27 protein-coding genes are annotated in these 23146 nt (G+C 72.6%); 13 read left to right on the top strand and 14 right to left on the bottom strand.

Features of this window, described 5'->3' with window-relative positions; translation table 11 throughout:
• Window positions 1–657: 657 nt before the first annotated feature.
• Complete coding sequence (locus tag OHA21_RS04520; RefSeq protein WP_328470428.1) at window positions 658–1839, bottom strand: acyl-CoA dehydrogenase family protein; 1182 nt, start codon at window positions 1837–1839, stop codon at window positions 658–660.
• A gap of 91 nt (window positions 1840–1930) precedes the next feature.
• Here OHA21_RS04520 and OHA21_RS04515 point away from each other — a divergent pair, with 91 nt between their 5' ends.
• From OHA21_RS04515 to OHA21_RS04505, 3 genes are read left to right on the top strand one after another with little or no spacing between them, the layout of a single operon-like run.
• Entirely contained in the window at window positions 1931–3412 is a 1482-nt protein-coding gene (locus OHA21_RS04515) for a GGDEF domain-containing protein (RefSeq protein WP_328470426.1), read from the top strand.
• The gene (locus OHA21_RS04510) at window positions 3409–4200 is read left to right on the top strand and encodes a nucleoside-diphosphate kinase (protein ID WP_328470424.1); all 792 of its coding nucleotides are present in this window, start codon (window positions 3409–3411) and stop codon (window positions 4198–4200) included. Before OHA21_RS04515 ends, OHA21_RS04510 begins: the two co-directional genes overlap by 4 nt.
• A gap of 60 nt (window positions 4201–4260) precedes the next feature.
• Window positions 4261–4842: a GNAT family N-acetyltransferase gene (locus OHA21_RS04505; protein ID WP_328470422.1), complete on the top strand. Its 582-nt coding sequence runs from the start codon at window positions 4261–4263 to the stop codon at window positions 4840–4842.
• On the opposite strand, the gene OHA21_RS04500 is transcribed toward OHA21_RS04505, so the two are convergent.
• A complete protein-coding gene (locus OHA21_RS04500) occupies window positions 4823–5251 on the bottom strand; it encodes a PPOX class F420-dependent oxidoreductase (protein WP_328470420.1) in 429 nt (142 codons plus the stop codon). The genes OHA21_RS04505 and OHA21_RS04500 overlap by 20 nt on opposite strands.
• 86 nt (window positions 5252–5337) lie before the next feature.
• Window positions 5338–6567: an MFS transporter gene (locus tag OHA21_RS04495; protein WP_328470418.1), complete on the bottom strand. Its 1230-nt coding sequence runs from the start codon at window positions 6565–6567 to the stop codon at window positions 5338–5340.
• 86 nt (window positions 6568–6653) lie between these two features.
• Here OHA21_RS04495 and OHA21_RS04490 point away from each other — a divergent pair, with 86 nt between their 5' ends.
• The 3 genes from OHA21_RS04490 to OHA21_RS04480 all read left to right on the top strand — a co-directional run bounded on the left by OHA21_RS04490 (window position 6654) and on the right by OHA21_RS04480 (window position 9395).
• A complete protein-coding gene (locus tag OHA21_RS04490; RefSeq protein WP_328470416.1) occupies window positions 6654–8204 on the top strand; it encodes a GGDEF domain-containing protein in 1551 nt (516 codons plus the stop codon).
• Between the two features lie 65 nt (window positions 8205–8269).
• Window positions 8270–8623 (top strand): hypothetical protein, encoded by a 354-nt coding sequence (locus tag OHA21_RS04485; RefSeq protein WP_328470414.1) that lies wholly within the window; start codon window positions 8270–8272, stop codon window positions 8621–8623.
• Between the two features lie 109 nt (window positions 8624–8732).
• On the top strand, window positions 8733–9395 hold the full coding sequence (locus OHA21_RS04480; RefSeq protein ID WP_328470412.1) for an HNH endonuclease family protein: 663 nt from the start codon (window positions 8733–8735) through the stop codon (window positions 9393–9395).
• Between the two features lies 1 nt (window position 9396).
• Here the strand turns inward: OHA21_RS04480 and OHA21_RS04475 are convergent, their stop codons facing one another.
• Window positions 9397–10521: an epoxide hydrolase family protein gene (locus tag OHA21_RS04475; RefSeq protein ID WP_328470410.1), complete on the bottom strand. Its 1125-nt coding sequence runs from the start codon at window positions 10519–10521 to the stop codon at window positions 9397–9399.
• Window positions 10522–10531: 10 nt separating this feature from the next.
• Entirely contained in the window at window positions 10532–11140 is a 609-nt protein-coding gene (locus OHA21_RS04470; protein ID WP_328470408.1) for a maleylpyruvate isomerase family mycothiol-dependent enzyme, read from the bottom strand.
• A 51-nt stretch (window positions 11141–11191) separates the two neighbouring features.
• Between OHA21_RS04470 and OHA21_RS04465 the strand changes: the two genes are divergently transcribed.
• Window positions 11192–12130, top strand: coding sequence for an RNA polymerase subunit sigma-70 (locus OHA21_RS04465; protein ID WP_328470406.1), 939 nt, complete (start codon window positions 11192–11194; stop codon window positions 12128–12130).
• Here the strand turns inward: OHA21_RS04465 and OHA21_RS04460 are convergent.
• A complete protein-coding gene (locus OHA21_RS04460) occupies window positions 12102–13016 on the bottom strand; it encodes a LysR family transcriptional regulator (protein ID WP_328470404.1) in 915 nt (304 codons plus the stop codon). The two genes, OHA21_RS04465 and OHA21_RS04460, sit on opposite strands and share 29 nt — an antisense overlap.
• Window positions 13017–13088: 72 nt before the next feature.
• Here OHA21_RS04460 and OHA21_RS04455 point away from each other — a divergent pair, with 72 nt between their 5' ends.
• The gene (locus OHA21_RS04455) at window positions 13089–13994 is read left to right on the top strand and encodes a DMT family transporter (protein ID WP_328470402.1); all 906 of its coding nucleotides are present in this window, start codon (window positions 13089–13091) and stop codon (window positions 13992–13994) included.
• A gap of 353 nt (window positions 13995–14347) precedes the next feature.
• Here OHA21_RS04455 and OHA21_RS04450 read toward each other — a convergent pair whose 3' ends face one another.
• Together OHA21_RS04450 and OHA21_RS04445 are read right to left on the bottom strand one after the other, a co-directional pair.
• Window positions 14348–15145 carry a class I SAM-dependent methyltransferase gene (locus tag OHA21_RS04450; protein WP_328470400.1) on the bottom strand — a complete coding sequence of 266 codons (798 nt, stop codon included), beginning with the start codon at window positions 15143–15145 and terminating at the stop codon, window positions 14348–14350.
• Window positions 15138–15548: a cupin domain-containing protein gene (locus tag OHA21_RS04445; protein WP_328470398.1), complete on the bottom strand. Its 411-nt coding sequence runs from the start codon at window positions 15546–15548 to the stop codon at window positions 15138–15140. Before OHA21_RS04445 ends, OHA21_RS04450 begins: the two co-directional genes overlap by 8 nt.
• Window positions 15549–15601: 53 nt before the next feature.
• On the opposite strand from OHA21_RS04445, the gene OHA21_RS04440 reads away from it, so the two are divergent.
• Both OHA21_RS04440 and OHA21_RS04435 read left to right on the top strand, forming a co-directional pair.
• On the top strand, window positions 15602–15943 hold the full coding sequence (locus OHA21_RS04440; RefSeq protein ID WP_328470396.1) for a hypothetical protein: 342 nt from the start codon (window positions 15602–15604) through the stop codon (window positions 15941–15943).
• Between the two features lie 67 nt (window positions 15944–16010).
• Window positions 16011–16496 (top strand): hypothetical protein, encoded by a 486-nt coding sequence (locus OHA21_RS04435; RefSeq protein WP_328470394.1) that lies wholly within the window; start codon window positions 16011–16013, stop codon window positions 16494–16496.
• Here OHA21_RS04435 and OHA21_RS04430 read toward each other — a convergent pair.
• Window positions 16493–17518, bottom strand: coding sequence for a winged helix DNA-binding domain-containing protein (locus tag OHA21_RS04430; RefSeq protein WP_328470392.1), 1026 nt, complete (start codon window positions 17516–17518; stop codon window positions 16493–16495). The genes OHA21_RS04435 and OHA21_RS04430 overlap by 4 nt on opposite strands.
• Complete coding sequence (locus OHA21_RS52660) at window positions 17406–17987, bottom strand: D-alanyl-D-alanine carboxypeptidase (protein ID WP_442875065.1); 582 nt, start codon at window positions 17985–17987, stop codon at window positions 17406–17408. The genes OHA21_RS04430 and OHA21_RS52660 overlap by 113 nt, the downstream gene beginning before the upstream one ends.
• A gap of 118 nt (window positions 17988–18105) precedes the next feature.
• Here OHA21_RS52660 and OHA21_RS04425 point away from each other — a divergent pair, with 118 nt between their 5' ends.
• The 3 genes from OHA21_RS04425 to OHA21_RS04415 are packed head-to-tail and all read left to right on the top strand — an operon-like array spanning window position 18106 to window position 19742.
• Window positions 18106–18753: a GNAT family N-acetyltransferase gene (locus OHA21_RS04425; protein ID WP_328470390.1), complete on the top strand. Its 648-nt coding sequence runs from the start codon at window positions 18106–18108 to the stop codon at window positions 18751–18753.
• A 12-nt stretch (window positions 18754–18765) separates the two neighbouring features.
• Window positions 18766–19053, top strand: coding sequence for a DUF7660 family protein (locus tag OHA21_RS04420; protein ID WP_328470388.1), 288 nt, complete (start codon window positions 18766–18768; stop codon window positions 19051–19053).
• On the top strand, window positions 19050–19742 hold the full coding sequence (locus OHA21_RS04415) for a class I SAM-dependent methyltransferase (protein WP_328470386.1): 693 nt from the start codon (window positions 19050–19052) through the stop codon (window positions 19740–19742). The genes OHA21_RS04420 and OHA21_RS04415 overlap by 4 nt, the downstream gene beginning before the upstream one ends.
• Before the next feature lie 793 nt (window positions 19743–20535).
• Here OHA21_RS04415 and OHA21_RS04410 read toward each other — a convergent pair.
• The 4 genes from OHA21_RS04410 to OHA21_RS04395 are packed head-to-tail and all read right to left on the bottom strand — an operon-like array spanning window position 20536 to window position 23146.
• The gene (locus OHA21_RS04410; protein WP_328470384.1) at window positions 20536–21267 is read right to left on the bottom strand and encodes a dienelactone hydrolase family protein; all 732 of its coding nucleotides are present in this window, start codon (window positions 21265–21267) and stop codon (window positions 20536–20538) included.
• Between the two features lie 11 nt (window positions 21268–21278).
• Window positions 21279–21692: a DUF1810 domain-containing protein gene (locus OHA21_RS04405; RefSeq protein WP_328470382.1), complete on the bottom strand. Its 414-nt coding sequence runs from the start codon at window positions 21690–21692 to the stop codon at window positions 21279–21281.
• A complete protein-coding gene (locus tag OHA21_RS04400) occupies window positions 21685–22080 on the bottom strand; it encodes a ChaB family protein (protein WP_328470380.1) in 396 nt (131 codons plus the stop codon). Before OHA21_RS04400 ends, OHA21_RS04405 begins: the two co-directional genes overlap by 8 nt.
• The gene (locus tag OHA21_RS04395; protein ID WP_328470378.1) at window positions 22067–23146 is read right to left on the bottom strand and encodes a glycoside hydrolase family 32 protein; all 1080 of its coding nucleotides are present in this window, start codon (window positions 23144–23146) and stop codon (window positions 22067–22069) included. The genes OHA21_RS04400 and OHA21_RS04395 overlap by 14 nt, the downstream gene beginning before the upstream one ends.

Genomic DNA, 23146 nt, shown 5'->3' with positions numbered 1-23146 from the left:
TCACGCGTGCCCGAAGTCCCGCCGCCCCGGATCATGACCGATCGACGGCGATCTCACCAGCCGCCTTGCTGATGAGCAGCGCGGCAAGGGGTTCGGATGGTGGGCAAGAGCCGTAAGACACAGCCGAGCCCTCATTTTCAGCATTTTCGATCATCCGGCTGGGAGTTACACACCCTTCCGGCCGGCCGAGGCAGCCCCAGCTCCCAGCCGGCCCCGCAAACCCGCCTTGTGGATCACCCGGGCTGGGAATTCTGGCCACCTTGTTGATCCACTAGCGATCAGAACGTCGCGCCATCGCAGCGTCAGGCCGGCAGCACGTCCGGTCCCGACACCGCACAACATCCGACCGGCAGGCAACACCTACAGCAACCCGGGGCAAGCAGCCATGAACGTCAGCCGACCGACCCAGCTGGGTTCCACGGCTGCGTGCCCGGGCGGAAAACGACCCTGAGCGCCAGCCGGACAAACCAGCTGGCACCCACCGCTGCGTGCCCGGGCGCGAAGCGACCGTGGGCGCCGGCCGGACAAATCGGCTTGCGATAGGCGAGGGCTGAGCTTGAGTTCTGCGTCTGCCTGCATGGGCCCGGCGGACGCGCTGGGGCCCGGCACCGCGCCTGGCTCGCGCCGGAAAGCGGGGACCCTGTCACACCCGTACCGTTAAAGCTGTCCATGGTTGGGTGGCTGGATGCCGGCCAATTCGTAGGCCGCGATATGGGTGTATTTGTAATCGATCGGGTCGTGCACACTGTGCGTGCGCGCGTTGCGCCAGTGCCGGTCCAGGTCGTATTTGGCTGCGGCCGAGCTGGTTCCGCAGAGGGTGAACAGTTCGGACCCGGCCTCCACCGCGATCTCGCTGCCGAAGGCTTTCGCGGCCGCGACGGCGAGTGAGCCGCGCGCGGCGGCGTCGGCGTCGGCCGGGACGAGGCCGACCTCCTCGAGGGTGAGGGCGGCCGAGGTGAGGAGCGCTTCGGCGGCCCGGACCCGGCTGGCGAGGCGGCCGTAGCGGTGCCGGACGTGCGGGTCGTCGGTGGCGGCCACGGCGCCGGCGCGGACCGCCTCGGAGGACGGGCGGGCCTTGTTGCGCAGGTAGTCGCGGGCGTCGCGCAGGGCGGCACCGGCGATGCCGACCTCGATGGCGGTGTGGATGAGCTGGGCGCGGGCGCCGAGTTGCTGGGGTACGGCGTACGCCTCCGCATACGACACCCGCAACGAAGGGTCGACCGTGACCTGCGAGAACGTGGCTGTTCCGCTGATCGTGGCGCGCTGGCCGACCATGTCCCAGTCGGTGTCGACGCGGACGCCGTCGGCGTGGCGGGCCACGAATGCCAGGACCAGCCGGTCGTTCTCGTCGAGGGCGCTGACGCCGATCCAGCTGCTGGTGAGCGCGCCGGTCGTGTAGTACTTGACGCCGTCCAGGCGGCCGCCGACGATGCGGGTCTTCAGGTCCTGGGCGTGTTTGCCGCCGCGTTCGGCGAGGCCGTTGCCGAGCCGGCGGCCGGCCAGCACGTCGCCGTAGAGGCGCTTGCAGGCCTCGCGCGTGCCGTGCACGGCGAGCACGTCGATCATCAGGAAGTGGCCCTGCGGGATCTGGGCGATGGCCGGGTCGGCGGCGGCGAGGATGCGGATGACCTCGGCGAGGGTACGCGGACCGAGCCCCGGACCACCGTCGGCGGCGGGAATGGTGATCGCGAGCAGGCCGGAGTCGTCGAGGGCGGCCAGCGCCTCGTGCGGGATCACCGCGGCGCCGTCCCGGTCGCGCTGGATGGCGCCGGGTTCGAGCTGTGCGGCGAGCCGGTGGGCGGCCGCGACCGCCTCGTCATGGGTCTGTGGAGCTGCCATCCACAAATCCTATCGGTTAAGTTCGGTAGCGGAACCACCCTGCAACCGGCCCTTTCTCAAGTGCACCCGGGCGATACCGATCCAAGGCGTCATGCAGACCTGGACGAGACGTGTGCCGGCCCCACGGCACCGGCGGGCGCCCGCTCTGGCCTCGGCCTACCTGCTGCTCGGCGGCCTGTACCTCACGATGATCGTCCTGTCCGGCGCCGCCCTGGTCACCGACGTCTCGGCGTACGACGAGACAGCCGAGCTGGCCCGGTTCGCATTCGGCGTGTTCGGCCTGGCCGCGGCGGTCCGCGCCGCCCGGCAACCGGCCCTGCCCGGCCGGCTGCGGCAGGCCTGGGGCGCGGTGGCCGCCAGCTTCGCGGTGCTGGTCACGAGCGCGCCACTGCTGCTGTTCTTCGACCGGGACGGTACGTCAGTCGCCGCCGACATCACCCACGTGATCTTCGTGGTGGCGCTGCTGATCGCCCTGCAACGGTTCCCGCTGGCCCCGATGAACCGCCGGGACCGGCTGAAGACCGTCCTGGACGCGCTGATCGTGCTGGTCGGCGGGACGACGGTGCTCTGGTACACCTCGGTCGACAGCGCGCTGGTCTACTCGATCGCCGACCTGGCTCTGCTGTTCGTGGCGGCCCGGGCGCTGCTGCGCGGCGCCGACGAGTCCGCGCAGCGCCCGCTGCTGCTGCTCACCGCCGGCGCGCTGGTGCTCTTCGTCGGCGACGCGGTGCACGGCTATCTGGACGGTCACGGCCTGACCACCCAGACGTCCTGGCAGTTCGTCTGCTGGATCACCGCGGACGCGCTGCTCGCGGCCGCTGCGGTGGAGCAGCTGCGGTCGCGCTGCGGCGTCGCCCGGGAACCCCGGCAGGGCTTGCCGATCGGGCGGTTCCTGCCGTTCACCGCGGTCGCCGTGGCGCACCTGCTGATGCTGGCCGCCGCGGTGCAGGAGGGCGAGTTCTCCCCGTGGGGCGGACTCGCTCTCGGCGGCGCCGCCCTCAGCGCGCTGGTGCTGTACCGGCAGGCCCTGGTCCAGCGGGAGAGCGACGAGCAGGCCCGCACCGACGGGCTGACCGGGCTGGCCAACCGCAGCCGGTTCCGGGTCGCGTCGCACCGGTCGCTGGCCCGCAACGCGAGCACCGGCATCCTGGTGATCGACATGAACGGCTTCAAGGAGATCAACGACACCCTCGGGCACAAGTCCGGCGATCTGGTGCTGATCGCCTTCGCCGAGGTGCTGCGCCGCTGTGTCAGCTCGCCGGGCCTGCCGGCCCGTCTCGGCGGCGACGAGTTCGCGGTGGTTCTGCCGGAGATCAATCACCCCGAGGAGGCGTACGAGGTAGCCGGGCGCATCGCCGCCGCCCTGGGCCCGGTCGCCGTCGACGGCCGCCTCATCACGCTCGCGGCGAGCATCGGGGTGGCCGTCTCCGGTCCCGGCGAGCTGACCCACGACGAGCTGGTGCACCGCGCCGACCTGGCCATGTACCGGGCCAAGGCGCTCGGGCCGGACACCCGCTGGGCGATCTGGCAGGAGTCCCTGGAGCCGGACGCGCTACTGTCGAAGGCCTCGTGAACGCTTTCCTGCTGCTCAAACCGGACTGTCTGCGCCGGGGCCTCACCCGCGACGTGGAACGCACTGTCTCCCGCGCCGGCCTGCGCATCACCTGCCGGCACCGGCTCGACCTGACCCCGGACGACACCCGGTTCCTGTGGTCGGAGTACACCGATTCCGGGCACGTGCTGGCCCGCGCCTTCCTGGACCGCTATCTGTGCGGCGGCCCCTCCGAGGTGCTGCTGCTCAGCGGTCCGGACGCGTTCGAGAAGGCCCGCCAGGTCAAGCGGTCGGTGCGCTCGCGGCACGCGATGGGCCTGTTCGCCAATGTGGTGCACGCCGCCGAGCGCCCCGGTGAGCTGGCCCGGCAGGGCAACCGGCTGGCCGGGCACTGCGCTGCCTGCTCGTCGCCGTTTCCGGTGTCGTCGTCCGAGCTCAATCCGGTTCGGCCGGCCGGCGTCGACTTCCGAGAGCACGCCGACATCGCGCGGCTCGTCGACGAGTTGTGGCCGAGGCTGCAGGTGGATCTCACGCCGCCGGCGCCGTTCCGGCTCGCCGGCGAGCCGGTGGCCGCGGTGTATCTCGGCGGCGACCGGGACCATTCGCTGGATTCCGCAGTCACCGCGGTGTGGCGGGCGCTGCCGGGCGTGCCGGTCGGCGATGCGCTGATGCTGAATCTGTACGCGGGACGCGTCGGCGGCTACCCGATCGCGGTCGGCGGGCATGCGGCGGTCGAGCAGGCGTACCGCGTGTTGCGCGACCACGGGATCCGGGAGTGCGGGACCGGCCCGTACCGTCAGCCGGCCTGAACCGCCGGCGGCCGGCAAATCACGTCGCCGCGCCCCGGCCCGCTGTGTGAGGGTGGCGGCATGCCCCAGCCGATCCTGCGCACCCAACGCCTGCTGCTCGTCCCGCTTGCCGACCGGCACCTCGAGCTGGAGGTGGAGCTCGACTCCGACCCCGAGGTGCTGCGCTACCTGTTCGGCCGGGCCCGTTCACGGGACGAGGTCGTCGCGGCCCACGCCGAGCGGATGGCGCACGGCACAAAGGTCGACGGCCTCGGCTTCTGGATGGCGTTCGAGGGCGACGAGACCCCCGAGGCGTTCACCGGGCTGATGATGCTGCCGCCCGCGCACGGCCCCGACCAGCCCGACGACCCGGCCGTCGCCGAGCTCGGCTACCGCATCCTGCGCCGGTGCTGGCGCCGGGGTTTCGCCAGTGAGGCCTCCCGCGAGCTGCTGCGGCACGCCTTCGAGACCGTCGGCCAGCAGCGGGTGATCGCGCAGACCATGGCGGTCAACGCCGGCTCCCGGGCGGTGATGGCCGCGGTCGGCATGCGTCACGTGCGCACGTTCCACCCGAGCTTCGACGATCCGCTGCCCGGCGCGGAGCAGGGCGAGGTGGAGTACGAGATCACCCGGGAGGCCTGGGCTAGTCGACCACGCCGCTGAAAGCCGTGACGCGCTCGATGCGCAGGCGGACCAGCAGCTCGCCCTCGGCCGCGTTGCGGGCGCCGAACTCCCCGGCCCGCTCCGGGCCCATGTAGCGGGCGGCGATCCGGGTGGCCCAGTCGCGCATGTCGGCCAGATCCGTGAGCAGCGTGACCGGCCCGCGGACGGTGACGAACGCGTACGGCGCGGTCTCCTCGTCGACGCAGACCGTGGCGCGCGGGTCGCGGGCCAGGTTGCGGCCCTTCACCGAACTCGCGCCGGTGTTGAAGACGAGGTCGTCGCCGTCCAGCAGGAACCAGATGGGCACCACGTGCGGGGCGCCGTCGGCGCGGGTGGTGGCCAGCTTGCCGGTCCGGGTGCCGTGGGTGAGGAAGGCCCGCCATTCGGCGTCGTTCATCGCTTTCGCCATGGTCGCATTGTCACCCGGCGCCGGGCATGCGGCTCGGCGCCGGGTGAGACGCCGCGGGAGGCCCCGGGCGCGGCGGCTGCCGAGAATCAGGTGGCCGGGGCCGGGGCCGGCGTCCGGTCGACCAGGACCCGGGCGGCGACCGCCGTGATCAGGCCGGCGGCGACCACGGTGAGCAGGCCGACACGCAGGCTGGTCAGGTCGGCGACGAGACCCACCAGCGGCGGCGAGAGCAGGAAGCCGACCCGCAGCAGCCAGCTCACCACGGTCAGGCCGACGCCGGCGGGCAGGCCGGGCAGTTCGTCGGCGGAGTGCATGGCGGCGGGCACCAGGGTGGCCACGCCGAGGCCGGCCAGGGCGAACCCGGCCAGGGTGGTCCAGAGCGACGGGACGGCGAGGGCCAGGCCCATGCCGCCGGCGGCCAGGAGGCCTCCGGTGCGGACGACGGCGCGCTGGCCGTACCGGTCGACCACCCGGTCCCCGGCGAGCCGGCCGGCGGTCATCGCCACCTGCAGCGCCACGAAGGCGAGGCCGGCCGCGGCCGCGCCGGTGGTCAGTTCGTCACGCAGGTAGATCGCGCCCCAGGAGGCGCCGGCGTCCTCGACGAGGGCGCCGCACGCGGCGAGCACGCCGAGCACCGCCAGCATCCGCACCGCGGTCGCCGACCAGGCGCCCTTGGCCGCGGCCGACGACGGCTCGCCCGAGGCAGCGGAGTCCAAGGCGGCGTCCGAGGCGGCGGCGCCGTCCGGGCCGGGAAGCAGGAAGCGGTACGCCACCAGCGCGACCGCGCTGAACAGCACCGCCGAGATGCCCAGGTGCACGCCGAGCGACAGGCTCAGGCCGGCCGCCGCGGAGCCCATCAGGCCGCCGAGCACCGCACCGACGCTCCACAGCCCGTGGAAGGAGTTGACGATGGACCGCCCGTAGAGCCGCTGGACCCGCAGACCGTGCGCGTTCTGCGCCACGTCGATCACCGAGTCCAGCGCGCCGGCCACGAACAGCACCGCGGCCAGGGCGAACACGTTCGGCACGAAGGCGATCGCGACGGTGGCGGCGGCGAGCAGCACGATGCCGAGGGCGGCGACGCGTGCGGACCGGAAGCGGCGGATCGCGGCCGCGGCGAACAGGCCGGCCAGCAGCGCGCCGAGGGGCATCGCGGCGATGGCCGCCCCGAGCGCGGCGTTGGTCAGCTCCAGGTCTGCTTTGAGCTGCGGAAATCGGGGTACGACGTTCGCGTACAACGCGCCGTTGGTGAGGAAGACCGCGGCGACCGCGGCCCGGGCGTGGCGAACCGGGACGGCTGTGGTGGTGCTGAGCATGCGTACGATCGTACATATCATGTGTACGCTTGTACACAGCGCCGCTAAAGCTCATGACCCACGGTGAACGGCCGATAACAGGGGGCATGAGCGCCTCGAGACGGGAGATCGTCACGCCCGTCCTCCGCCGGGACCCGGTGCTGACCGCAGCGATCTGGTGGACAGTGGCGGGTGTCGTCCTGCTTTTCGCCTTCGACAGCAACGCCGAGGCGAAGGGCCTGATCTTCTGGTCGTTCCAGGTGCCGCTGGACGCGCTGCTCGCGTACTCGTCCTGGCAGGTCGCCCGGATCGCGACCGGCGCGATCCGCCGCTTCTGGCTGGTCCTGACCACCTGCGGGGTGCTGTTCACCTGCGGGGACACCACCCAGGCGATCATGGAAATCTCGGACAAGGGCTACGGCTCGACCGCCGGCGGCCCGGTGCAGAGCGCCTGCTTCGCGCTCGGCCTCGGCCTGCTCATCCTGGCCATGCTGGCCCACCCGCACCCGAGCCGCTCACGCCGGGAACGACTCGCGTTCTGGCTGGACTCCGCCACGGTGATGGTCGGTGGCGCGGTCGTCGCGTGGTGCATCACCGTGGACCAAGACGGCAAGACCCACGATTTGGTGACCGCCATCGCCATCGCCGCGGTGGTCCTCACCGCCGGTTTCGCCTCGGTCAAGATGGTGCTCAGCGGCAACGCGCCGATGCACCGCGCCGCGGCCACCCCGATGATCATCTCGTCCGCGGTGAACGCCGTCGGCGTCTTCATCGCCATGGACGAGACCGAGAACCTGCCGGCGTACGTCTTCGCGGTCCGTTTCCTGCCGTCGCTGCTGATCGCGATGGGCCCGCGGACCCAGGAGATCATCGCCCGGTTCGACCAGAGCGCGTTCGGCGCGCGCCGCCGCAAGCCCTACAGCCTGCTGCCGTACGGGTCGATCGTCGTCGTCTTCACCTCGATGATCCTGGTGCTCCGCGAGGGCCTGCGGGGCGGATCCGGCGCCCAGGTCTGGGGCGTCGTGGCCGGCCTCGGCGTGATCGTCGCGCTGGTCGCGGCCCGGCAGCTGGTCGCCTTCCACGACAACTCCCGGCTCATCAAGGAACTCGACACCACCCTCGCCGACCTGCGCGAGCACGAGACCCGGCTGCGGCACCAGGCGCACTACGACGGGCTGACCGGCCTGGCCAACCGCACCTGGTTCCACGAGCAGCTCACCGAGACCCTGGCCGACAGCGAGCCGGGCACGGTGTCGCTGCTGCTGATCGACCTGGACGGGTTCAAGGCGGTGAACGACACCCTGGGCCACGCGGCCGGTGACGCGCTGCTCGCCGGGGTTGCCGAGCACCTGCGCGCCTCGGTACGCACCGACGATGTGGTCGCCCGTCTCGGCGGCGACGAGTTCGCGGTGCTGCTGCGCGACTGTGACGCCCGCGCCGGCGAGCAGACCGCCCAGCGCATCCTGCGCGCCCTGGAGACCCCGGTGCTGTTCGGCGGCGAGCTGATCCGCGCGCACGCCAGCATCGGCGTGGCCGGCACCACCGACGGCGACGATCCGGCCTCGCTGGTCCGCGCGGCCGACGTGGCGATGTACGCGGCCAAGCACCAGGGCAAGAACTGCTGGCGCAACTACGAGCCGGCCATGGAAGCCGCCTGAGGCGCACAGCAAGCGCACAGACGGATCATGGGAGGCGGCCAACTGTGAAGCGCATCGTCATGGGCATGACACAGATGGCGATGCGTTTCCCGTACCCCAGCACCTCTGTCTCCGCCGAGGCGCCGCTGCGCTGGCGGTTGCGCGGCGCGGCGATGGCCGCGGCCTTCGTGGTCGGCTCGGCCACCGCCTCGGGCCACAACCCGCCGGGGTACGCCGACCGCGGCGTCGCCTCGACCCCGGCGACCGCCGAGCCGCTCTGGACCGCCCCGTCCCCGGCCGACCCGGCATCGACCTGGGCCGATGAGCCCGTCGGCGCCCCGGCCACCGCCGCCCTGCTGCACGGCGCGATCACCGGCACCTCGCGGATGCGCGGCTTCGTCTACCGGGCAGAGACCGGCACCCTGCGCGACCCGTCCTGAGCAGGGTTTTGTTCTTGTTTGTTCGGACACAAGAAATTCACGTCGATCATCATCCGGTGACGCCGGGCTCCCGTAGATCTGTGACGTCCGATCAGGACGATCCTCATCGATGGGAGCAACCATGCACCTGTCCCGCCGTCCCCTCCTGGGCGCCGCGCTCGCCGGCGCTGTGCTTGCCGGCGCTGTGCTCGCCGGCCTGCTCGCCTCCCCCGCCCCGGCCGCCCCGACCGGGATCCCGTCCAAGGCCACCGCGCAGACCTACCTGAACTCGCTGACCGTGGCCGCCGAGGCGAACGCGAGCAGCTACGACCGGGACCTGTTCCCGCACTGGATCACCATCTCCGGCGCCTGCAACACCCGCGAGACCGTCCTCAAGCGGGACGGCAGCAACGTGGTGACCAGCTCGGCGTGCGCCGCGACCTCCGGTTCGTGGTACTCCCCCTACGACGGCGCTACCTGGACCGCGGCGTCGGACGTCGACATCGACCACGTGGTGCCGCTGGCCGAGGCGTGGCGCTCCGGGGCGAGCGCGTGGACCACCAGCAAACGGCAGAGCTTCGCCAATGACCTGACCCGGCCGCAGCTGATCGCGGTCACCGACAACGTGAACCAGTCGAAGGGTGACAAGGACCCGTCGACGTGGCAGCCGTCGGTCACTTCGTACCGGTGCACGTACGCCCGGATGTGGATCGGCGTGAAGTACTACTGGGCGCTGAAGCTGCAGTCCTCGGAGAAGACCGCCCTGCAGAGCATGCTCAACACCTGTAGCTGATTCAGCGCAGGCCCCGGAAGAACTCGCGCAGGTCCTGGATCAGCAGGTCCGGGACCTCCAGGGCCGGGAAGTGACCGCCGCGCTCGTGCTCGGCCCAGTAGCGGATGTCCGGGTAGCGGCGCTCGGCCCAGCGCCGCGACGGCCGCGGCACCTCAGCCGGGAAGATCGACGCGCCGACCGGAACGGTGACCGGCTCGGCGTCGGCGCCGCTGATCCACCCGGCGACCTGGTCGATGCTCTCCGCGTAGAGCCGCGCCGACGACGCCGCGGTGCCGGTCAGCCAGTACAGCGTGACCTGGTCGAGGACCTGGTCGCGGCTCAGCCCGCCGGTGTCGCTCCAGGCGAGCAGCTTCTCGGCCATCCACGCGCACAGCCCGGACGGCGAGTCGACCAGCGCGTAACCGACGGTCTGCGGCGCGGTCCGGTGCATCTCCGAGTACGCCGACGACGTCCGGCCGCGTTCCGCCGCCTGCGCGAGGGCCTCGCTCTCGGCGGCGGTGAGCTGTCCGTCGGCCGGGTCCGGGCCGGCCAGCGGCGGGATCAGGTGGATGCCGGCCACATGATCCGGGGCGGCGACGGCCAGCGCGCTGGAGACACTGGTGCCCCAGTCGCTGCCGGCCGCCCCGTAGCGCGGGTAGCCGAGGCCGGCCATCAGCTCGGCCCAGGCGGCGGCGATCCGGTCGATGCCCCAGCCTGGCGCGGAGGGTTTGGCGCTGAAGCCGTACCCCGGCAGCGACGGGATCACCACGTCGAAGGCGTCGGCCGGGTCGGCGGGCTCGGTGAGCGGCCGGACCAGGTCGACCAGCTCCAGCACCGAGCCCGGCCAGCCGTGGGTGAGCACCAGCGGCAGCGCGCCCGGGTGCGGCGAGCGGGCGTGCAGCACGTGCACCTTCAGCCCGCCCAGCGTGACCAGGTACTGCGGCACCGCGTTCAGCCGCGCCTCGGCGGAGCGCCACCGGTACTCCTCGGCCCAGTACCGGCACAGTTCCTGCACCACGCCGAGCGGCACGCCCTGGGCCCAGCCGAGTGCGGGCGCCGGTTCCGGCCAGCGGGTCCGCGCCAGGCGGTTCCGCAGGTCGGTCAGCTCCGATTCCGGCACCTGCACGTGGTACGGCTCGACTCGCATGAACAATCTGTTACCCACTCAGGTGGCCCGGTGGCAGCTTTCGGCCGCAGATCACCATCAGCAGGTCCTGCGCCTCACCCCGGACCGGCCTTCCGGCGCCGAAACTCCAGTCCCGGTCGGTCGCCTGCAGCGACACCCCGGCGAGATCAGCGCCGAAGAAGGCGACACTCTTCGCCGAGAGCCCGGACAGCACAAGATCCATCCGGTACGCCGGAACGCTGCGGCCCAGCCCCAGAGCGATCGTGATGTCCAGCCCGTGGATGACGTCGTGCGACAGCGCCCCGAGCAGCCCACCGCCCGGCGGCTGCCACGGGTGAGCGACGTTGTCCTGCAGGCAGGTGAGCAGCTCGTCGCTGGTCAGCCGGGCCGCGTCCCGCTTGGCGCAGCGGTCGGCCATCGGGTTGAACCGGAACCCGGACCGGGCGAAGTCGATCAGGAAACGGGGCGCCGACATCCGGTACGGCATCGTCATGTGGGCGACGACCTCGCGTACCCGCCAGCCCTCGCACAGCGTCGCCGCGTCCCACTGCTCCGGCCGCAGACCGGCGAGCACGCCGGCCAGCTCGGTGCGTTCCGCGGTCACCGCGGCCCGGATCTCGTCCTGCTCTAGTCGTGTCATGAAGGGGGTACGGGGCAGAGGCGCCGAACTCATCGGTCCTAATCTCGGTGCATGACTGCCGAGCTGGAACAGTTCCGGGTCGAGCTCACCGGGTTCTGCTACCGGATGCTCGGTTCCGGCTTCGAGGCCGAGGATGCGGTGCAGGAAAGCCTGGTCCGGGCCTGGCAGGCGTACGAGCGGTACGACGAGCGGCGCGCCTCGCTGCGGACCTGGCTGTACCGGATCGCCACCAACGTCTGCCTGGACATGCTGCGCAGCGCACAGCGCCGCGCCCTGGCCATGGACCTCGGCCCGTCCTCGGACGCCGGCGCCACGTTCGGTGCGCCGCTGCCGCCGGACCGGTGGATCCTGCCGATCCCGGACGCCCGGGCCCTGCCGGCGACCGGCAGCCCGGAGGAGCAGGCCGTGCAGCGCGAGACGATCCGGCTGGCGTTCGTCGCCGCGCTGCAGCATCTGCCGCCCCGGCAGCGGGCCGTGCTGATCCTGCGCGACGTGCTGTGCTGGTCGGCCGAGGAGGTCGCCGGGCTGCTCGACGGCACGGTGCCCGCGGTGAACAGCGCGCTGCAGCGGGCCCGGGCGACGCTGCGCTCGCATGCTCCGGCGCCGGCCGACCCGCCGGACGCCGCCCGGCGGGCGCTGCTCGACCGCTACTGCGCCGCGTTCGAACGCCACGACATCGAGACCCTGGTGTCGCTGCTGCACGAGGACGCGACCACGTCGATGCCGCCGTTCGTATGGTGGCTGCGCGGCCGGGAGCAGATCCGCCGCGCCATGCTCGCCCCGGAAGCGTCCTGCGCGGGCGCGCAGCTGCGGCCGGTCGCGGTGAACGGCTCCCCGGCGTTCTGGCAGACCCGCCCCGGCCCGGACGGGCGGCACGAGCCGTTCGCGCTGGTCCTGCTCGAGGTCGCCGGTGGCCTGGTCACCGACACCGTCACCTACCTGGACCTGGACGGGCGGCTGCTCAGCGCAGTCGCGCTGCCTGATCGGTGACGGCCGCGAGGAAGGCGGTCAGGGCCGGGGTGGGCGGGGCGTCCCGGGTGACCAGGAACAGCCGGCGCCCGGTCCCGGCGCCCGCGACGTCGCGGATCGCCAGCGCCGGGTCGGCCGGCGGCAGGGTCATCGCCGGCAGCAGGGCCACGGCGCCGGCGACACGGACCAGCTCCAGCTGCACGTCGGCGTCGCCGGAGCGGTGCCGCAGGTCCGGCTCGTACCCACCCAGCGCCCGGCACGTGCCGACGACCATGGCGTAGTGGCCGGTCCCCTCGTCGGAGGCGACCCAGACGTCGTCGCGCAGGGCGGCGATCGCGACCTCCCCGCCGTCGGCGGCCAGCGGATGGGCGGCGGGGAGCACGACCCGCAGCGGCTCCTCGTGCAGCAGGGTGAACTCCAGGCCGGCGGGGCGAGGGCGGGGATGCCCGTCGTACTCATCGCTGACGATCACGTCGACCGAGCCCAGCCGCAGCTCCGGCAGGGCCTGCTCCAGCTCCAGCTCGGAGATCTCGACGCGGACCTGCGGATGGTCGGCGGCCATCCGGGCGACGGCGGGCACCAGCAGGCGGCGGGCGGCGGACTGCAGGCCGCCGGCACGCACCGCGCCGCGGACCTCGTCGCTCAGCGCCGCCAGGTCGGCCTCCGCGGCCTCGGCGGCGGCGAGCAGGATCCGCGCGTGCTGAGCCAGCAGCCGGCCGGCGTCGGTGAGCCGCACGCCCCGGCCCGCCTTCTCGAACAGGCGGGTGCCGGTCTCCTTCTCCAGCAGCGCGAGCTGCTGCGAGACCGCGGACGGGCTGTAGTCCAGCGCGGCGGCGACAGCGCCCAGCGTGCCGCGCTCCTCGAGCTCCCGGAGAAAACGCAGCCGGCGCAGATCGAGCGTGACCATGCACAAATCCTAACCAGTCAGCTCCAAGAATCATCACTGGACCTGAACGGTACGGCGGTCGAAGCTCGAACCATGGGACCTGTTCTGTGCCTTCTCTCCGCGGCCTGCTTCGGCGCCATGGCGATCTTCGGCAAGTTCGCGTACGAGGCGGGCGTCTCGGCCTCGGCGCTGCTGCTGGTGCGGTTCGGGCTGGCGGCCGCGCTGCTGGCGCTGCTCCTGCTGGTACGGCCGGGGTTGCGCGCTCCGGTCCGGTCCCGCGTGGCGGGCACCGCGCTGGCGATGGGCGGGATCGGGTACGCCACCCAGGCGGCCCTGTACTTCGCCGCCCTGCAGATCATGGACGCCTCGCTGCTGTCGCTGATCCTCTACACGTACCCGGTGCTGGTCACGGTCGCGGCCGTCCTGCTCGGCCGGGACCGGCTCACCCCGGGCCGCGCCGTCGCACTGCTGGTCGCCTCCGGCGGCACCCTGCTGGTCCTGCTCGGCACCGGGCGGGTTCCCTTCGCCCCGCTGGGCGCGCTGCTGGCCTTCGGGTCGGCCGTCACCTACACCGTGTACATCCTGGTGGCCGACCGCGTCGTGCAGCAGGTGCCGCCGGTGCCGCTGTCCGTACTGGTGATGGCCGGCGCGTTCGTCACCTTCGCCGGGCACGCCGCGGTCCGCGGCGTCGCGCTCGACTTCGGCGTGGCCGGCTGGTTCTGGCTGCTGTGCATCGCGGTGGTCTCCACGGTGCTGGCGCTGCTCATGTTCTTCGCCGGGCTGCGCCGCACCGGGCCGTCCACGGCCGCCATCCTGTCCACCTTCGAGCCGGTCGTCACCACAGTGCTGGCCGCGCTCACCCTGCACGAGTTCCTGACCAAACTCCAGCTCACCGGCGCCCTGCTGGTCCTCACCTCAGTGGCCGCCCTCCAGCTGTCACCCAGCGCTGCTTCGCAGCCCGGGAAGCAACACTCACGGTCAGCCGCACAAACAGGCTGACGCCCAGCGCTGCTTCGTGGGCTGGGATACGACAGCGACGGTCAGCCCGGCTGACGGGCTGACGCCCAGTGCTGCTTCGTGGGCTGGGATACGACGGTGGCGGTCAGCCCGGCTGCCGGGCTGACGCCCAGTGCTGCTTCGTGGGCTGGGATACGACGGTGGCGGTCAGCCCGGCTGACGGGCTGACGGTCAGTGCGGCTTCGTGGGCCGGGATACGACGGTGGCGGTCAGCCGAGTTCAGGGTGAGCCCGGCGGGCGCTGTGGGGCCTGGAGTGGGCTGGTGGTCGCGTCGTGCGGCGGGACGGGGTCGATTCGGGTGGGGCGGGGATTGCTCGTACCGTTGCGGGTTCTGCTCAGTCGGGGTGGCGCCAGATGACAGCTTCGAAGGTTGCCGCGGGTTCGGTGAACCGGCCGGAGGCCGATGAATCGGCCAGCAGGCCGCGCAGGTCGGCCTCGAAGGCCGGCCGGCGGTCGCCGAACAGGTGTGGCGCCGAGCTGGAGCGGGAGAGGACGGCGGCGACGATGTCGTCGGGTTTGCGTTCGACCGGGTCGCCGTCCACCCGGATGCGGGTGGGGCCGGTGAAGCCCGCGGCGCGCAGGACGTCCTCCTCGCCGGAGGCGGTGCCGTTCGGCAGGAAGCCCTGGCCGGCGCGGCGCACCGGCCCGAGGTAGCGGGCCACCAGCTCGTCGATGCGTGCCTGCAGCGGGGCGGGTTCGGCGACGCCACCGCCGACGTGCACCCAGGCGCCGCCCGGTTCCAGCAGGTGGTCACGAACCCGGGCGGCGACCAGCGACTGGTCCATCCAGTGGAACGACTGGGCGAACGTCACCACCCGGAAGCGACCGAGGCCGGCGGGCAGGTCCTCGCCGCGGGCCCGGTGCCAGCGGATGCCGGCGGCGCCGGGCCGGCGGGCGGCTTCGGCGAGCATGCCGGCGTCCGGGTCGACGCCGACCGCCTCGGCGAACAGCGGGGCGAGCAGCAGGGTCAGCGTGCCGGGGCCGCAGCCGACGTCGAGCAGGCGGCCGGTTCCGTCCAGACCGAGTTCGCGCCGGATGCCGTCGATGAGCTGCGGCGGGTACGGCACCCGGCCGGCCGTGTAGTAGGGCGCGGTGCCGGCGAACAGGGTTTCGTCCCACTCCCAGTCAGGCACGGTACTGCTCGTCGGTGACCTCGCCGCCCCACTCGGTGGTGCCGGTGGCGTTGACGGCCAGGTGGACGAAGGTGCTGTCCGGGGCGGCGCCGTGCCAGTGGGCGACGCCGGGCACGACGTGGACCCAGTCCCCAGGTTCCAGAGTGCGCGGCGCCGCCTCACCCTCCCACTGGACCAGGCCGCGCCCGGAGACCGCGACCAGGGCCTGCTCCCCGGTGTGCACGTGCCAGTACGAGCGGGCGCCCGGCGCGTAGGTGAACCGCAACCCCCGCAACCCCTCGTCCTGCTGGGCGGGCAGGATGTCGGCCTGCCACGCGTCGCCGGTGAACTTGTCCGGTTCGGCCGCCGGCGACGGCACCGAACCCTCCGCGACGATCCGGAATTCCGGCTTCTTCTCGGTCATCCCCCGATGATGCCCGGGTTGCGCCGCCCCGTGCGGGGGAAAGGTAGACGTCCATGACTCTGGTGAAGAGGGGTTCCCGGCTGATCACCGTGGACGGCGTCGTGTACCGGTGGCGGGTGCGGCGCCGTCCGACGTACCCGCAAGCCGTGGCCGTCTCACCGCTGTCGTTCGCGGTCGAGCGGGCCGAGGGCCGGGGTTCGGTGCTGATCGCCACCATGCCGGGCACGCATCCGAGCAACTGGGTGGGCACCGGTTCGGCCATCCCGGTGGTGCCGTCGATCGTCGCCGCGGTGATCCGGCGGGCCCGCGAGCAGGGCTGGCGCCCGGACCGGCCGGGGCCGGCGTTCTCGCTGGCGGTGAGCCGCGCGATCTGGGCCGAGACGTCGAGCACCTGACGGGCGCAGATCACATTCGAAAAGCCCGGCGCAGGCCACGATGACCGCAAAGGTAGCCTTGCCCGCCATGCGCAGATCCACCACCGCGGCCCTCGCCCTGAGCACCCTTCTCGGGCTTGTCGGCTGCGCTTCCACGAGCGAGTCCGCCGCACCCGGCGGCGCCCCCACCACCCCGGCCGTCACCCCCGGCCTGGACGAGGGCACCCATCTGACCTGTACGCTCGCCGGCCAGGCCACCCTCGGCCAGGACGGCCGTGACCTGAACGTCGCCACCGCGAAGGACATCGTCACGGCCGGCCGTACCTCGCAGAGCGTGCTGATCACCAGCGCGGTGAACGTGGTGGAGTCGGCCGCGTTGCGCGCCGAGGCCGCGGCCGGCACCCCGGACGAGGCCGCGATCGTCGCCGAGGTGAAGGCGGCGATCCTCAAGGTGCAGACGGTGTGCCAGGACGTGCCGTCGCTGAAGTCGAGCATCGAGTCGCCGGGCGCCGGCGGCGGCGGTGAGATCGACGCCGCCACCCCGGAGCCGGCCGAGCTCGACCGCGCCTCCTAACTGACGATGATCTCCTGGGCGGCGCCCGGCGCGTGGAACGCGAGCAGCGCCGCCCCCTCGGTGTGCACGCCGTCGAGTTCCGCCGCGGTCAGTGGCCGGAACGGCCGGATCGTCAGGGTCGCCGCCTTCCTGGTGGTGGCGATCCGCCAGGTCGCGGCGGCGCTGCCGTCGGCGAGCACGGTCCGCGGCTGCTCCATGTTGCCGCCGCCCCAGCCCTGGGTGGTGTAGTCGACGGTCACCACCCGGCTGCGGTCGGCGTGGGAGAGCAGCAAGTTGTCGAAGTCGTACAGGTAGCGGACCGGCGCCGGGGTGTCCGGGTCGGGGCGCGGCGCGTCCGGCAGGTCGAACAGCTCCCGTCCGTGCTCGTCGCGGAAGGTGACCAGCCGCGGCTGGAGCCGGTCGGCGACCTCGGCGAGCCGGGTCAGCCCGGACCACTGCTGGGCGTCGCGGACCGTCGCCGGGCCGAACGCGGCCAGGTAGCGCAGGAACAGCTCGTCCACCGGGGCGTCGACGGTCGGCTGGCCCAGCGGCATGTGCGCCGGCCGCCCGCTGCGCCCCCACATCCCGCGCGGCGGAACCTGGACCAGCGGCATCCACATCCGCGCGGCCTGGGCCAGCGCGGCCGGATCGTGCCCGGGGAAGTCCGGCGCCAGGGCCCGGCCGAGCTCGCTGAAGATCAGCGGCTGCCCGGCCATCGCCTTGCCGGCGGCCTCGACCAGCCGGTCCCGGTCGACGCCGCGCAGGTGCCGGCCGAACGCGCCCATCGTGCTGCGGATGATCACGGGTTCGACCAGGGGCCGCAGCCACCGGCAGTCGTCCAGGGTGACCAGGTGGATGGTCGAGCGCATCAGCGCCATCCGGACGATCGCGCCCTCGCTCAGCAGCGCCGCGGTTGTTTCCGGGGTGTAGTCAACGAGCCGGCTCCAGAGCCCCACGTACCAGGTGTGCGGGGTCTGTGCCTGCAGGCCGCCGAGTTGGGCCAGCGCCTCCGGCACGGTCAGGTCGGCGCGTTCCAGCAGCATCTGCCGGGCCAGGGTCGCGCGGTTCAGGGATCGCCGGTCGAGCGTTCGGGAGGCACGCTCCTGACGGTAGTGCCGATTGCGGCCGGTTTCTGTCCGCTTTCCGGTGGGCCGCTTTCCGGTCACGCAGCGTGCCGCCGACCAGCGGGGCCGGGTCGCCGGCCACCGGCGGCGAGGCGTGCAGGTCCGGGAACCAGGGTCGTTTGCGGGTGGCGGTCAGCACGGTGGTGAGCTGCCGGGCGGTGATCCAATTGCCCCGGCTCAACGCCGATCCGTCACCCAGGGTGACCACTTTCGGGTCGGCACCGAGCCGGGCGAGCGCGTCCACGGCGACGGTCGCGCCGGCCAGCCGCGGATCCGCCAGGATCCGGTCCAGCTCGGCGGTCAGCGCGGTGTCCGCCCGCGGGTCCGCCGCGGCTGCCGGGGCGCCGGCCAGGACGAAGGCCGCGACGAAAGCGCAGGCGAGGCGCATGGCTGATCCTCAAGAACAGGGCGGGGTACGGGCGCCGCGATCGTCACACGACCCGGTCCCCTCCCCCGCACCACCACCGCGAATCACCGCCCGACCCCGCCCGTCGGATGATGTCGGTATGGGACAGACACTCGCAGAGATCCTCGACGACGTCGCCGACGGGCGGTTCCCGCCGGCGGACGGCGGCACCACCGTCGTGCCGCAGGCGGCGCCCCGCGACGCCGGGGTGATCGCGTTCACCGCGCACACCGTGGTGTTCACCGACGAGGACCCGGCCTGGGTGCACGCCACCCTGGCCACCGCCGACTGCGACGCGCTGGCCGCGAGCATGCACCCGCGGTTCCTTTCCGCCCTGCTGGACCGCACCGGCCGGGTGATGGACGCGATCGACCTGCTCACCGTGGCCACCGCGCTGCCCGGGCCACCGCCGGTCGCCCTCGACGAGATCACGTCGGCGGATCACCCGCGGGTCCGGTACGCCCGGCGGCGCCGCGACGACGTGCGGGTGTGGGCGGCCGACGGCGGTGTCCTGGTGCTCGGCCGCGGCGTGGCCGGGCGGTGGGAGACCTCCGTCGAGGTGGCGGACGGGCAGCGCCACCGCGGGCTCGGCCGGAAGTTGGCGGTTGCCGCGCGTCATCTCGTACCGGAAGGTTCCCAGGTCTGGGCCCAGCAGTCCCCCGGCAATGCCCGCAGCGTGCGGGTCTTCCAGGCCGCCGGGTTCCGCCCGGTCGGCGCGGAGGCGCTGATGCTGCCGGCCGGCGCATAGCATCATCGATGGATGACCGACGCATATGAGACCGGACGTTTCGCCGCCGTCCCACCGGAGACGGTCGAGCGGGTGGAGACCGCGGACGATGTCGCCGACGTGATCGGCCGGATGCTGGCCGACCTGCGCGCGCACCCCGGCGCGTGGGAGAACCACAGCCTCGAGTCGTTCCTCGCCGCCGCGCAGGAGTCGGTGACGTCGCTGCCGTGGGTGTACCGCAACCGCGGCGAGGAGTTCCCGGCCGAGCCGGGCTGGCGGCAGTTCACCGAGGTCCTCGTCATGGCGAGCGGGCTCGAATGATCGGCCGGGTACGCGAGGCCCGTCACCGCCTGGCGCAGGACGGCCCCGGCTGGACGCGTGGCCCGGAGCTCGACTTCGAGGTCGTCACCCTGCCCGCCGGCGACTGCGACCTGGTCCGGGACCTGCTGATCGCCGAGAACGCCCGGACCGTCGTCGAGGTCGGCCTGGCCTACGGCAGTTCCGCGCTGGCCATCGGCGAGGCCCTGGTCCACGTCGCCGGTTCCGGCGCCCGGCATTTCGTGATCGATCCGTTCCAGGAGCGGGCGTACGCGAACGTCGGCTGGAACCTGCTGCGCTCAGCCGGCCTGGACACGATCACCCGGCTGCTCACCGAACCGTCGTCGCTGGCCCTGCCCCGGCTGCTCACCGAGGGCGTCGTCGCGGACGCGGCATTCGTGGACGGCAGTCACCGCTTCCACGAGGTCTTCGTCGACCTCTACTTCCTCCGCAAGATCGTCCGGCCCGGCGGCCTGATCATCCTGGACGACGACTGGACGCCGTCGGTGCGCAGCGCAGTCCGTTACTACGAGCGGAACCTGGGCTGGGTGCCGCTGCCGGACGCATTCACCGGCGGCACGTTGACGACCGTCGCCCACGATCCGGCGGGCGAGATGGTGCCCCGGTGCCGGGCCGTGCGGCTGCCGGACTCGATCTCCGAGCCTCCGTTCGACGACTTCCGCCCCTTCTGATCGTCTCGTCACCGAGGCGGTCGCGCTGCCCGGCAGCCCACCGTTGCGGCCGCTGATCACCACCGGCCGAACACCACCGGCTCAACACCACCGACCCGCCCCCACCCGCCCGCCCGATCGCCATCGGCCGAACCCTAGCGGCCTGATTCACCAGCCCGACCCCAGCGACCCGACCCCACTTGCCCAACCCCGGCGGCTCAACCCTGCCAGCCCAATCCAATCGGCCCGACGCTGTCGGCCAAGCGGCGCCGGCGGCCGAGGCATTGGCCGATCTTGGCGCCTTGCGCCCGCCCCGGTCTTCGCCATTCTTGAGTCGTTCGGGTGGCGACAAACGGGGTGTCTCGGCTCGTCGCGGCGAGAATGCGGGCCTCGACTTCGACGATTTGCGGCTTTCATTCGGTCTATCTAATCCTTGTGGTGGATCGGGTGGGCTATAGCGCACCCAATCCACCACGCAACCAGATCAGCCACATAAACGGCCGCAGATGACAGCCCAAGATCGCCCGCGGATGGGCTACCAGCAGGCGGAGCGCGACGGGCGGGCAAGCGACCGGTGGCCAGCGGGCGGTGGGCAGCCAGCGAGCAGCCGTTGGGCGGTGGGCAGCCAGCAGACAGCCCTTGGGTGGGCGGTTGGCCGCCAGCGGGCGGCGCCCACCGGGCGGTGGCGGCAGGCCGCGAACGGCGGCAGGCCGCGAACGGCGGCGGACGGCGAACAATGGGCCGCCAGCAGCTAGCGGGCGGCGGACGATGGGCAGCCAGCGGCCAGCGGGCGGTGGGTGGGCGGAAGGGTGGGTTAGCGGCCCTGGAAGAAGGAGACGGCCTCGGTCAGGGCCAGGTCCGTCAGGACCGGGTCGTGGCGCAGCCCGATGTCACGCATGAATGCGTGCTCACCACCCTGATAGACGTGCAGCTCCAGGTCGTCCAGACCGGCCGCGTACAGGGCGGAGATCGTCTGCAGCCGGGCCTCAGCCGGGACGTGCGGGTCGCGGGAGCCGAAGACGACCATCAGCCGGCCGGTGATGTCGGCGGCCCGGGCCAGCGAACCCGGGTCGTCGGCGCCCAGCGAGCCGCTGTGCAGGCCGGTCGGGTAGAAGCAGACGGTGGCGGCGACCCGCGGGTCGAAGGCGGCCCGGAACGCCAGGTGCCCGCCGATGCAGAAGCCGGCGGCGTAGAGCCCGGCCACATCCGCGCGCTGTTCCAGGAAGTCGAGCACCGCGACGCGGTCGGTGTCGAAGTGCGCGGTCGTGGTCGCGGCCGCACCGGCCAGGCCCGCGGCCTTGCCGGCGTCGTCGAACTCCAGGGCGACCCCGGCCAGTTCGGTACGCGGATAGATCTCCGGTACGGCGACCACGAACCCGTACGACGCGAGCCGCCGCACCGTGCGCAACGTGGACTCGGTGAGCTGGAAGATGTCGGTGTAGAGCAGCACCCCGGGCAGCGGCTCGTCGCCGGCCGGGCGGATTACGATCGTCCGGATCTCGCAGTCGGGCGCCGGGATCCGCACCTCGTCCTCACGCAGCTTCATGATCAGAGACCCTAGCGGTCGAGCAGGTCCAATGTGCGCTGGTCCGGGCCGTCGTAATACCGGTCGAGCACCTGCTGGAACAGCGCCGGGTCGTCCGCGGCCCGGGCGAACAGCGTCATCGAGCTGCGCAGCTTCAGGTCGTCGGGGTAGCCGAGGATCTGCTCGGCGGTCCGCCCGGAATGCTTGAGCAGCGCCGCGCAGCACTCGGCCAGGCGCGGGCCGAGCACCGGATGGGCCAGGTAGGCGCGGGCCTCGGCCAGGTCACGGATCGCGTACCGCTGGGCGGTGGGGCTGGAGCCGAGCCCGGCGAGCTGCGGAAAGATGAACCACATCCAGTGGCTGCGCTTGCTCCCGGCGAGCAGCTCGCTCAGCGCCTGCTCGTGGACGCCCTGCTGGGCGCTGACGAATCGGTCCAGATCAGCCACGGGCGCGCCGCGTCTCCCGGTCGTTGGCCTTCTGGATCGCCTCGACCAGCTCAGGCTTGGTCATCCTGGACCGGCCCGAGATGTCCAGCCGTTTCGCCAGACCCAGCAAGTGCTCCTTGCTGGCGTTGGCGTCCACGCCGCCCGCCGTCGGCGCGCTCGTGTCCCGGCCACCGGCGGCCTTGGCGTCGCTGGGCCCCTTCTCCTGTTTCGGTTCCCAGTGGTCGCCGACCTTCTCGAACGAGTGCTTCACGGCCGAGAACGCGGTGCGGTGGGCGCGTTCACCCTCGCCGTACTGCTCGACCGCGGAGTCGTGGGTCTTGACGAAGGTGTCCTGCGCCTTCTTCGGCGACCGCTTCAGGGTTTCCGGCAGTTCGTCACGTCCAGGCATGCCCCATGGAGTTCCCGCCCGCCCCACCGGCAAACCGGCCCACCCGTACGCCGGCCGGGCCCGGGGCGGGACGGCGGGCCGCGCCGAGACCGCTCACCCCCTCGACGGTCACCTCGACGATGTCGGCGTCGGTGAGCACCAGGGTCTCCCCACCGGCGGGCATCCGCAGGATCAGTTCACCCTGGTCGCGTACCTCTCCCCCGAACGCCGACAGACCGGTCTGCCCGTTGATCAGGTAGTGGTCGAGGTGCGGATGCGGACTGGCGATCAAGCGCTCACCGCGTACCGAAAGAATCCATGGCAGGCTGAATGTTCCCGCCCAGGCCGACCCGGGCGGGGCCGCATCCTCGCCGAGCTGAGCAAGCGCGCAGCGGCGCCCGGCGGCATCCAGGAAGGTCGCGGCGGGGCCGAGCCGGCCCCGGCCGAACACTCCCCAACTCTGGGCGGTGAAGCCGCGGCCGTCATAGGAGCCGATGGCGTACGTCTCCTCGGCGCCCTCGGTGACCATCAGCACCCACGCGCCGTCCAGGGCGAACAGCCGCGGGCAGCCCCACGGCGAGCCGGAGATCAGGATGCCGTCGTAGGTCCAGGTCAGCAGGTCGTCGGAGCGGTACTGCAGCACCGCGCCGGCCTCTCCGCTGCGCCGCGCGCCGAGCAGCATGCGCCAGCCGTCCGCGGCCGGGAAGACGTAGGGATCGCACAACCCGGCCATGCCGTCCGGCGGGCCGGCGATGATCGGCTCGGCCGGGCCGGTGCCCCAGCCGGCCCGCAACACCACCCCATCGGTACGCGCGAAGAACAGCACCGGCCCGCCCGGCCCCGCCACGACGGCGCCGCAATGCGGTTCCGCGGGCGGCGGCACGACCTGCTGCTCGGTCCAGATCACCAGGTCGTCGGAGGTGGCGAACCCCCAGCCGGCAACCCCGCCGTCGTCCGGGTGGTGCTCGTAGTAGACGTGATACTGCCCGGCGGTGGTCAGGACGCCGAACAGGTCGCCGACCCGGCCGGCGCGCGGGGTGAAATGCAGGCGGGGCCGCAGGCCCGAAACGCGCGGTGCGGGTTCCAT

Source organism: Actinoplanes sp. NBC_00393, assembly GCF_036053395.1.
Lineage (GTDB): Bacteria > Actinomycetota > Actinomycetes > Mycobacteriales > Micromonosporaceae > Actinoplanes.
This window is presented reverse-complemented; position numbering and strand designations above follow the sequence as displayed.

Coding starts and splice junctions, on each gene's coding strand:
- OHA21_RS04460 (WP_328470404.1), bottom strand. CDS start 13,016: ATGGTCACGCTCGATCTGCGCCGGCTGCGTTTTCTCCGGGAGCTCGAG.
- OHA21_RS04490 (WP_328470416.1), top strand. CDS start 6,654: ATGAGCGCCTCGAGACGGGAGATCGTCACGCCCGTCCTCCGCCGGGAC.
- OHA21_RS04495 (WP_328470418.1), bottom strand. CDS start 6,567: ATGCTCAGCACCACCACAGCCGTCCCGGTTCGCCACGCCCGGGCCGCG.
- OHA21_RS04515 (WP_328470426.1), top strand. CDS start 1,931: ATGCAGACCTGGACGAGACGTGTGCCGGCCCCACGGCACCGGCGGGCG.
- OHA21_RS04435 (WP_328470394.1), top strand. CDS start 16,011: ATGCGCAGATCCACCACCGCGGCCCTCGCCCTGAGCACCCTTCTCGGG.
- OHA21_RS52660 (WP_442875065.1), bottom strand. CDS start 17,987: ATGCGCCTCGCCTGCGCTTTCGTCGCGGCCTTCGTCCTGGCCGGCGCC.
- OHA21_RS04400 (WP_328470380.1), bottom strand. CDS start 22,080: ATGCCTGGACGTGACGAACTGCCGGAAACCCTGAAGCGGTCGCCGAAG.
- OHA21_RS04410 (WP_328470384.1), bottom strand. CDS start 21,267: ATGAAGCTGCGTGAGGACGAGGTGCGGATCCCGGCGCCCGACTGCGAG.
- OHA21_RS04520 (WP_328470428.1), bottom strand. CDS start 1,839: ATGGCAGCTCCACAGACCCATGACGAGGCGGTCGCGGCCGCCCACCGG.
- OHA21_RS04470 (WP_328470408.1), bottom strand. CDS start 11,140: ATGACACGACTAGAGCAGGACGAGATCCGGGCCGCGGTGACCGCGGAA.
- OHA21_RS04475 (WP_328470410.1), bottom strand. CDS start 10,521: ATGCGAGTCGAGCCGTACCACGTGCAGGTGCCGGAATCGGAGCTGACC.
- OHA21_RS04425 (WP_328470390.1), top strand. CDS start 18,106: ATGGGACAGACACTCGCAGAGATCCTCGACGACGTCGCCGACGGGCGG.
- OHA21_RS04440 (WP_328470396.1), top strand. CDS start 15,602: ATGACTCTGGTGAAGAGGGGTTCCCGGCTGATCACCGTGGACGGCGTC.
- OHA21_RS04455 (WP_328470402.1), top strand. CDS start 13,089: ATGGGACCTGTTCTGTGCCTTCTCTCCGCGGCCTGCTTCGGCGCCATG.
- OHA21_RS04465 (WP_328470406.1), top strand. CDS start 11,192: ATGACTGCCGAGCTGGAACAGTTCCGGGTCGAGCTCACCGGGTTCTGC.
- OHA21_RS04500 (WP_328470420.1), bottom strand. CDS start 5,251: ATGGCGAAAGCGATGAACGACGCCGAATGGCGGGCCTTCCTCACCCAC.
- OHA21_RS04420 (WP_328470388.1), top strand. CDS start 18,766: ATGACCGACGCATATGAGACCGGACGTTTCGCCGCCGTCCCACCGGAG.
- OHA21_RS04430 (WP_328470392.1), bottom strand. CDS start 17,518: ATGCTGCTGGAACGCGCCGACCTGACCGTGCCGGAGGCGCTGGCCCAA.
- OHA21_RS04395 (WP_328470378.1), bottom strand. CDS start 23,146: ATGGAACCCGCACCGCGCGTTTCGGGCCTGCGGCCCCGCCTGCATTTC.
- OHA21_RS04415 (WP_328470386.1), top strand. CDS start 19,050: ATGATCGGCCGGGTACGCGAGGCCCGTCACCGCCTGGCGCAGGACGGC.
- OHA21_RS04480 (WP_328470412.1), top strand. CDS start 8,733: ATGGGAGCAACCATGCACCTGTCCCGCCGTCCCCTCCTGGGCGCCGCG.
- OHA21_RS04485 (WP_328470414.1), top strand. CDS start 8,270: ATGACACAGATGGCGATGCGTTTCCCGTACCCCAGCACCTCTGTCTCC.
- OHA21_RS04505 (WP_328470422.1), top strand. CDS start 4,261: ATGCCCCAGCCGATCCTGCGCACCCAACGCCTGCTGCTCGTCCCGCTT.
- OHA21_RS04445 (WP_328470398.1), bottom strand. CDS start 15,548: ATGACCGAGAAGAAGCCGGAATTCCGGATCGTCGCGGAGGGTTCGGTG.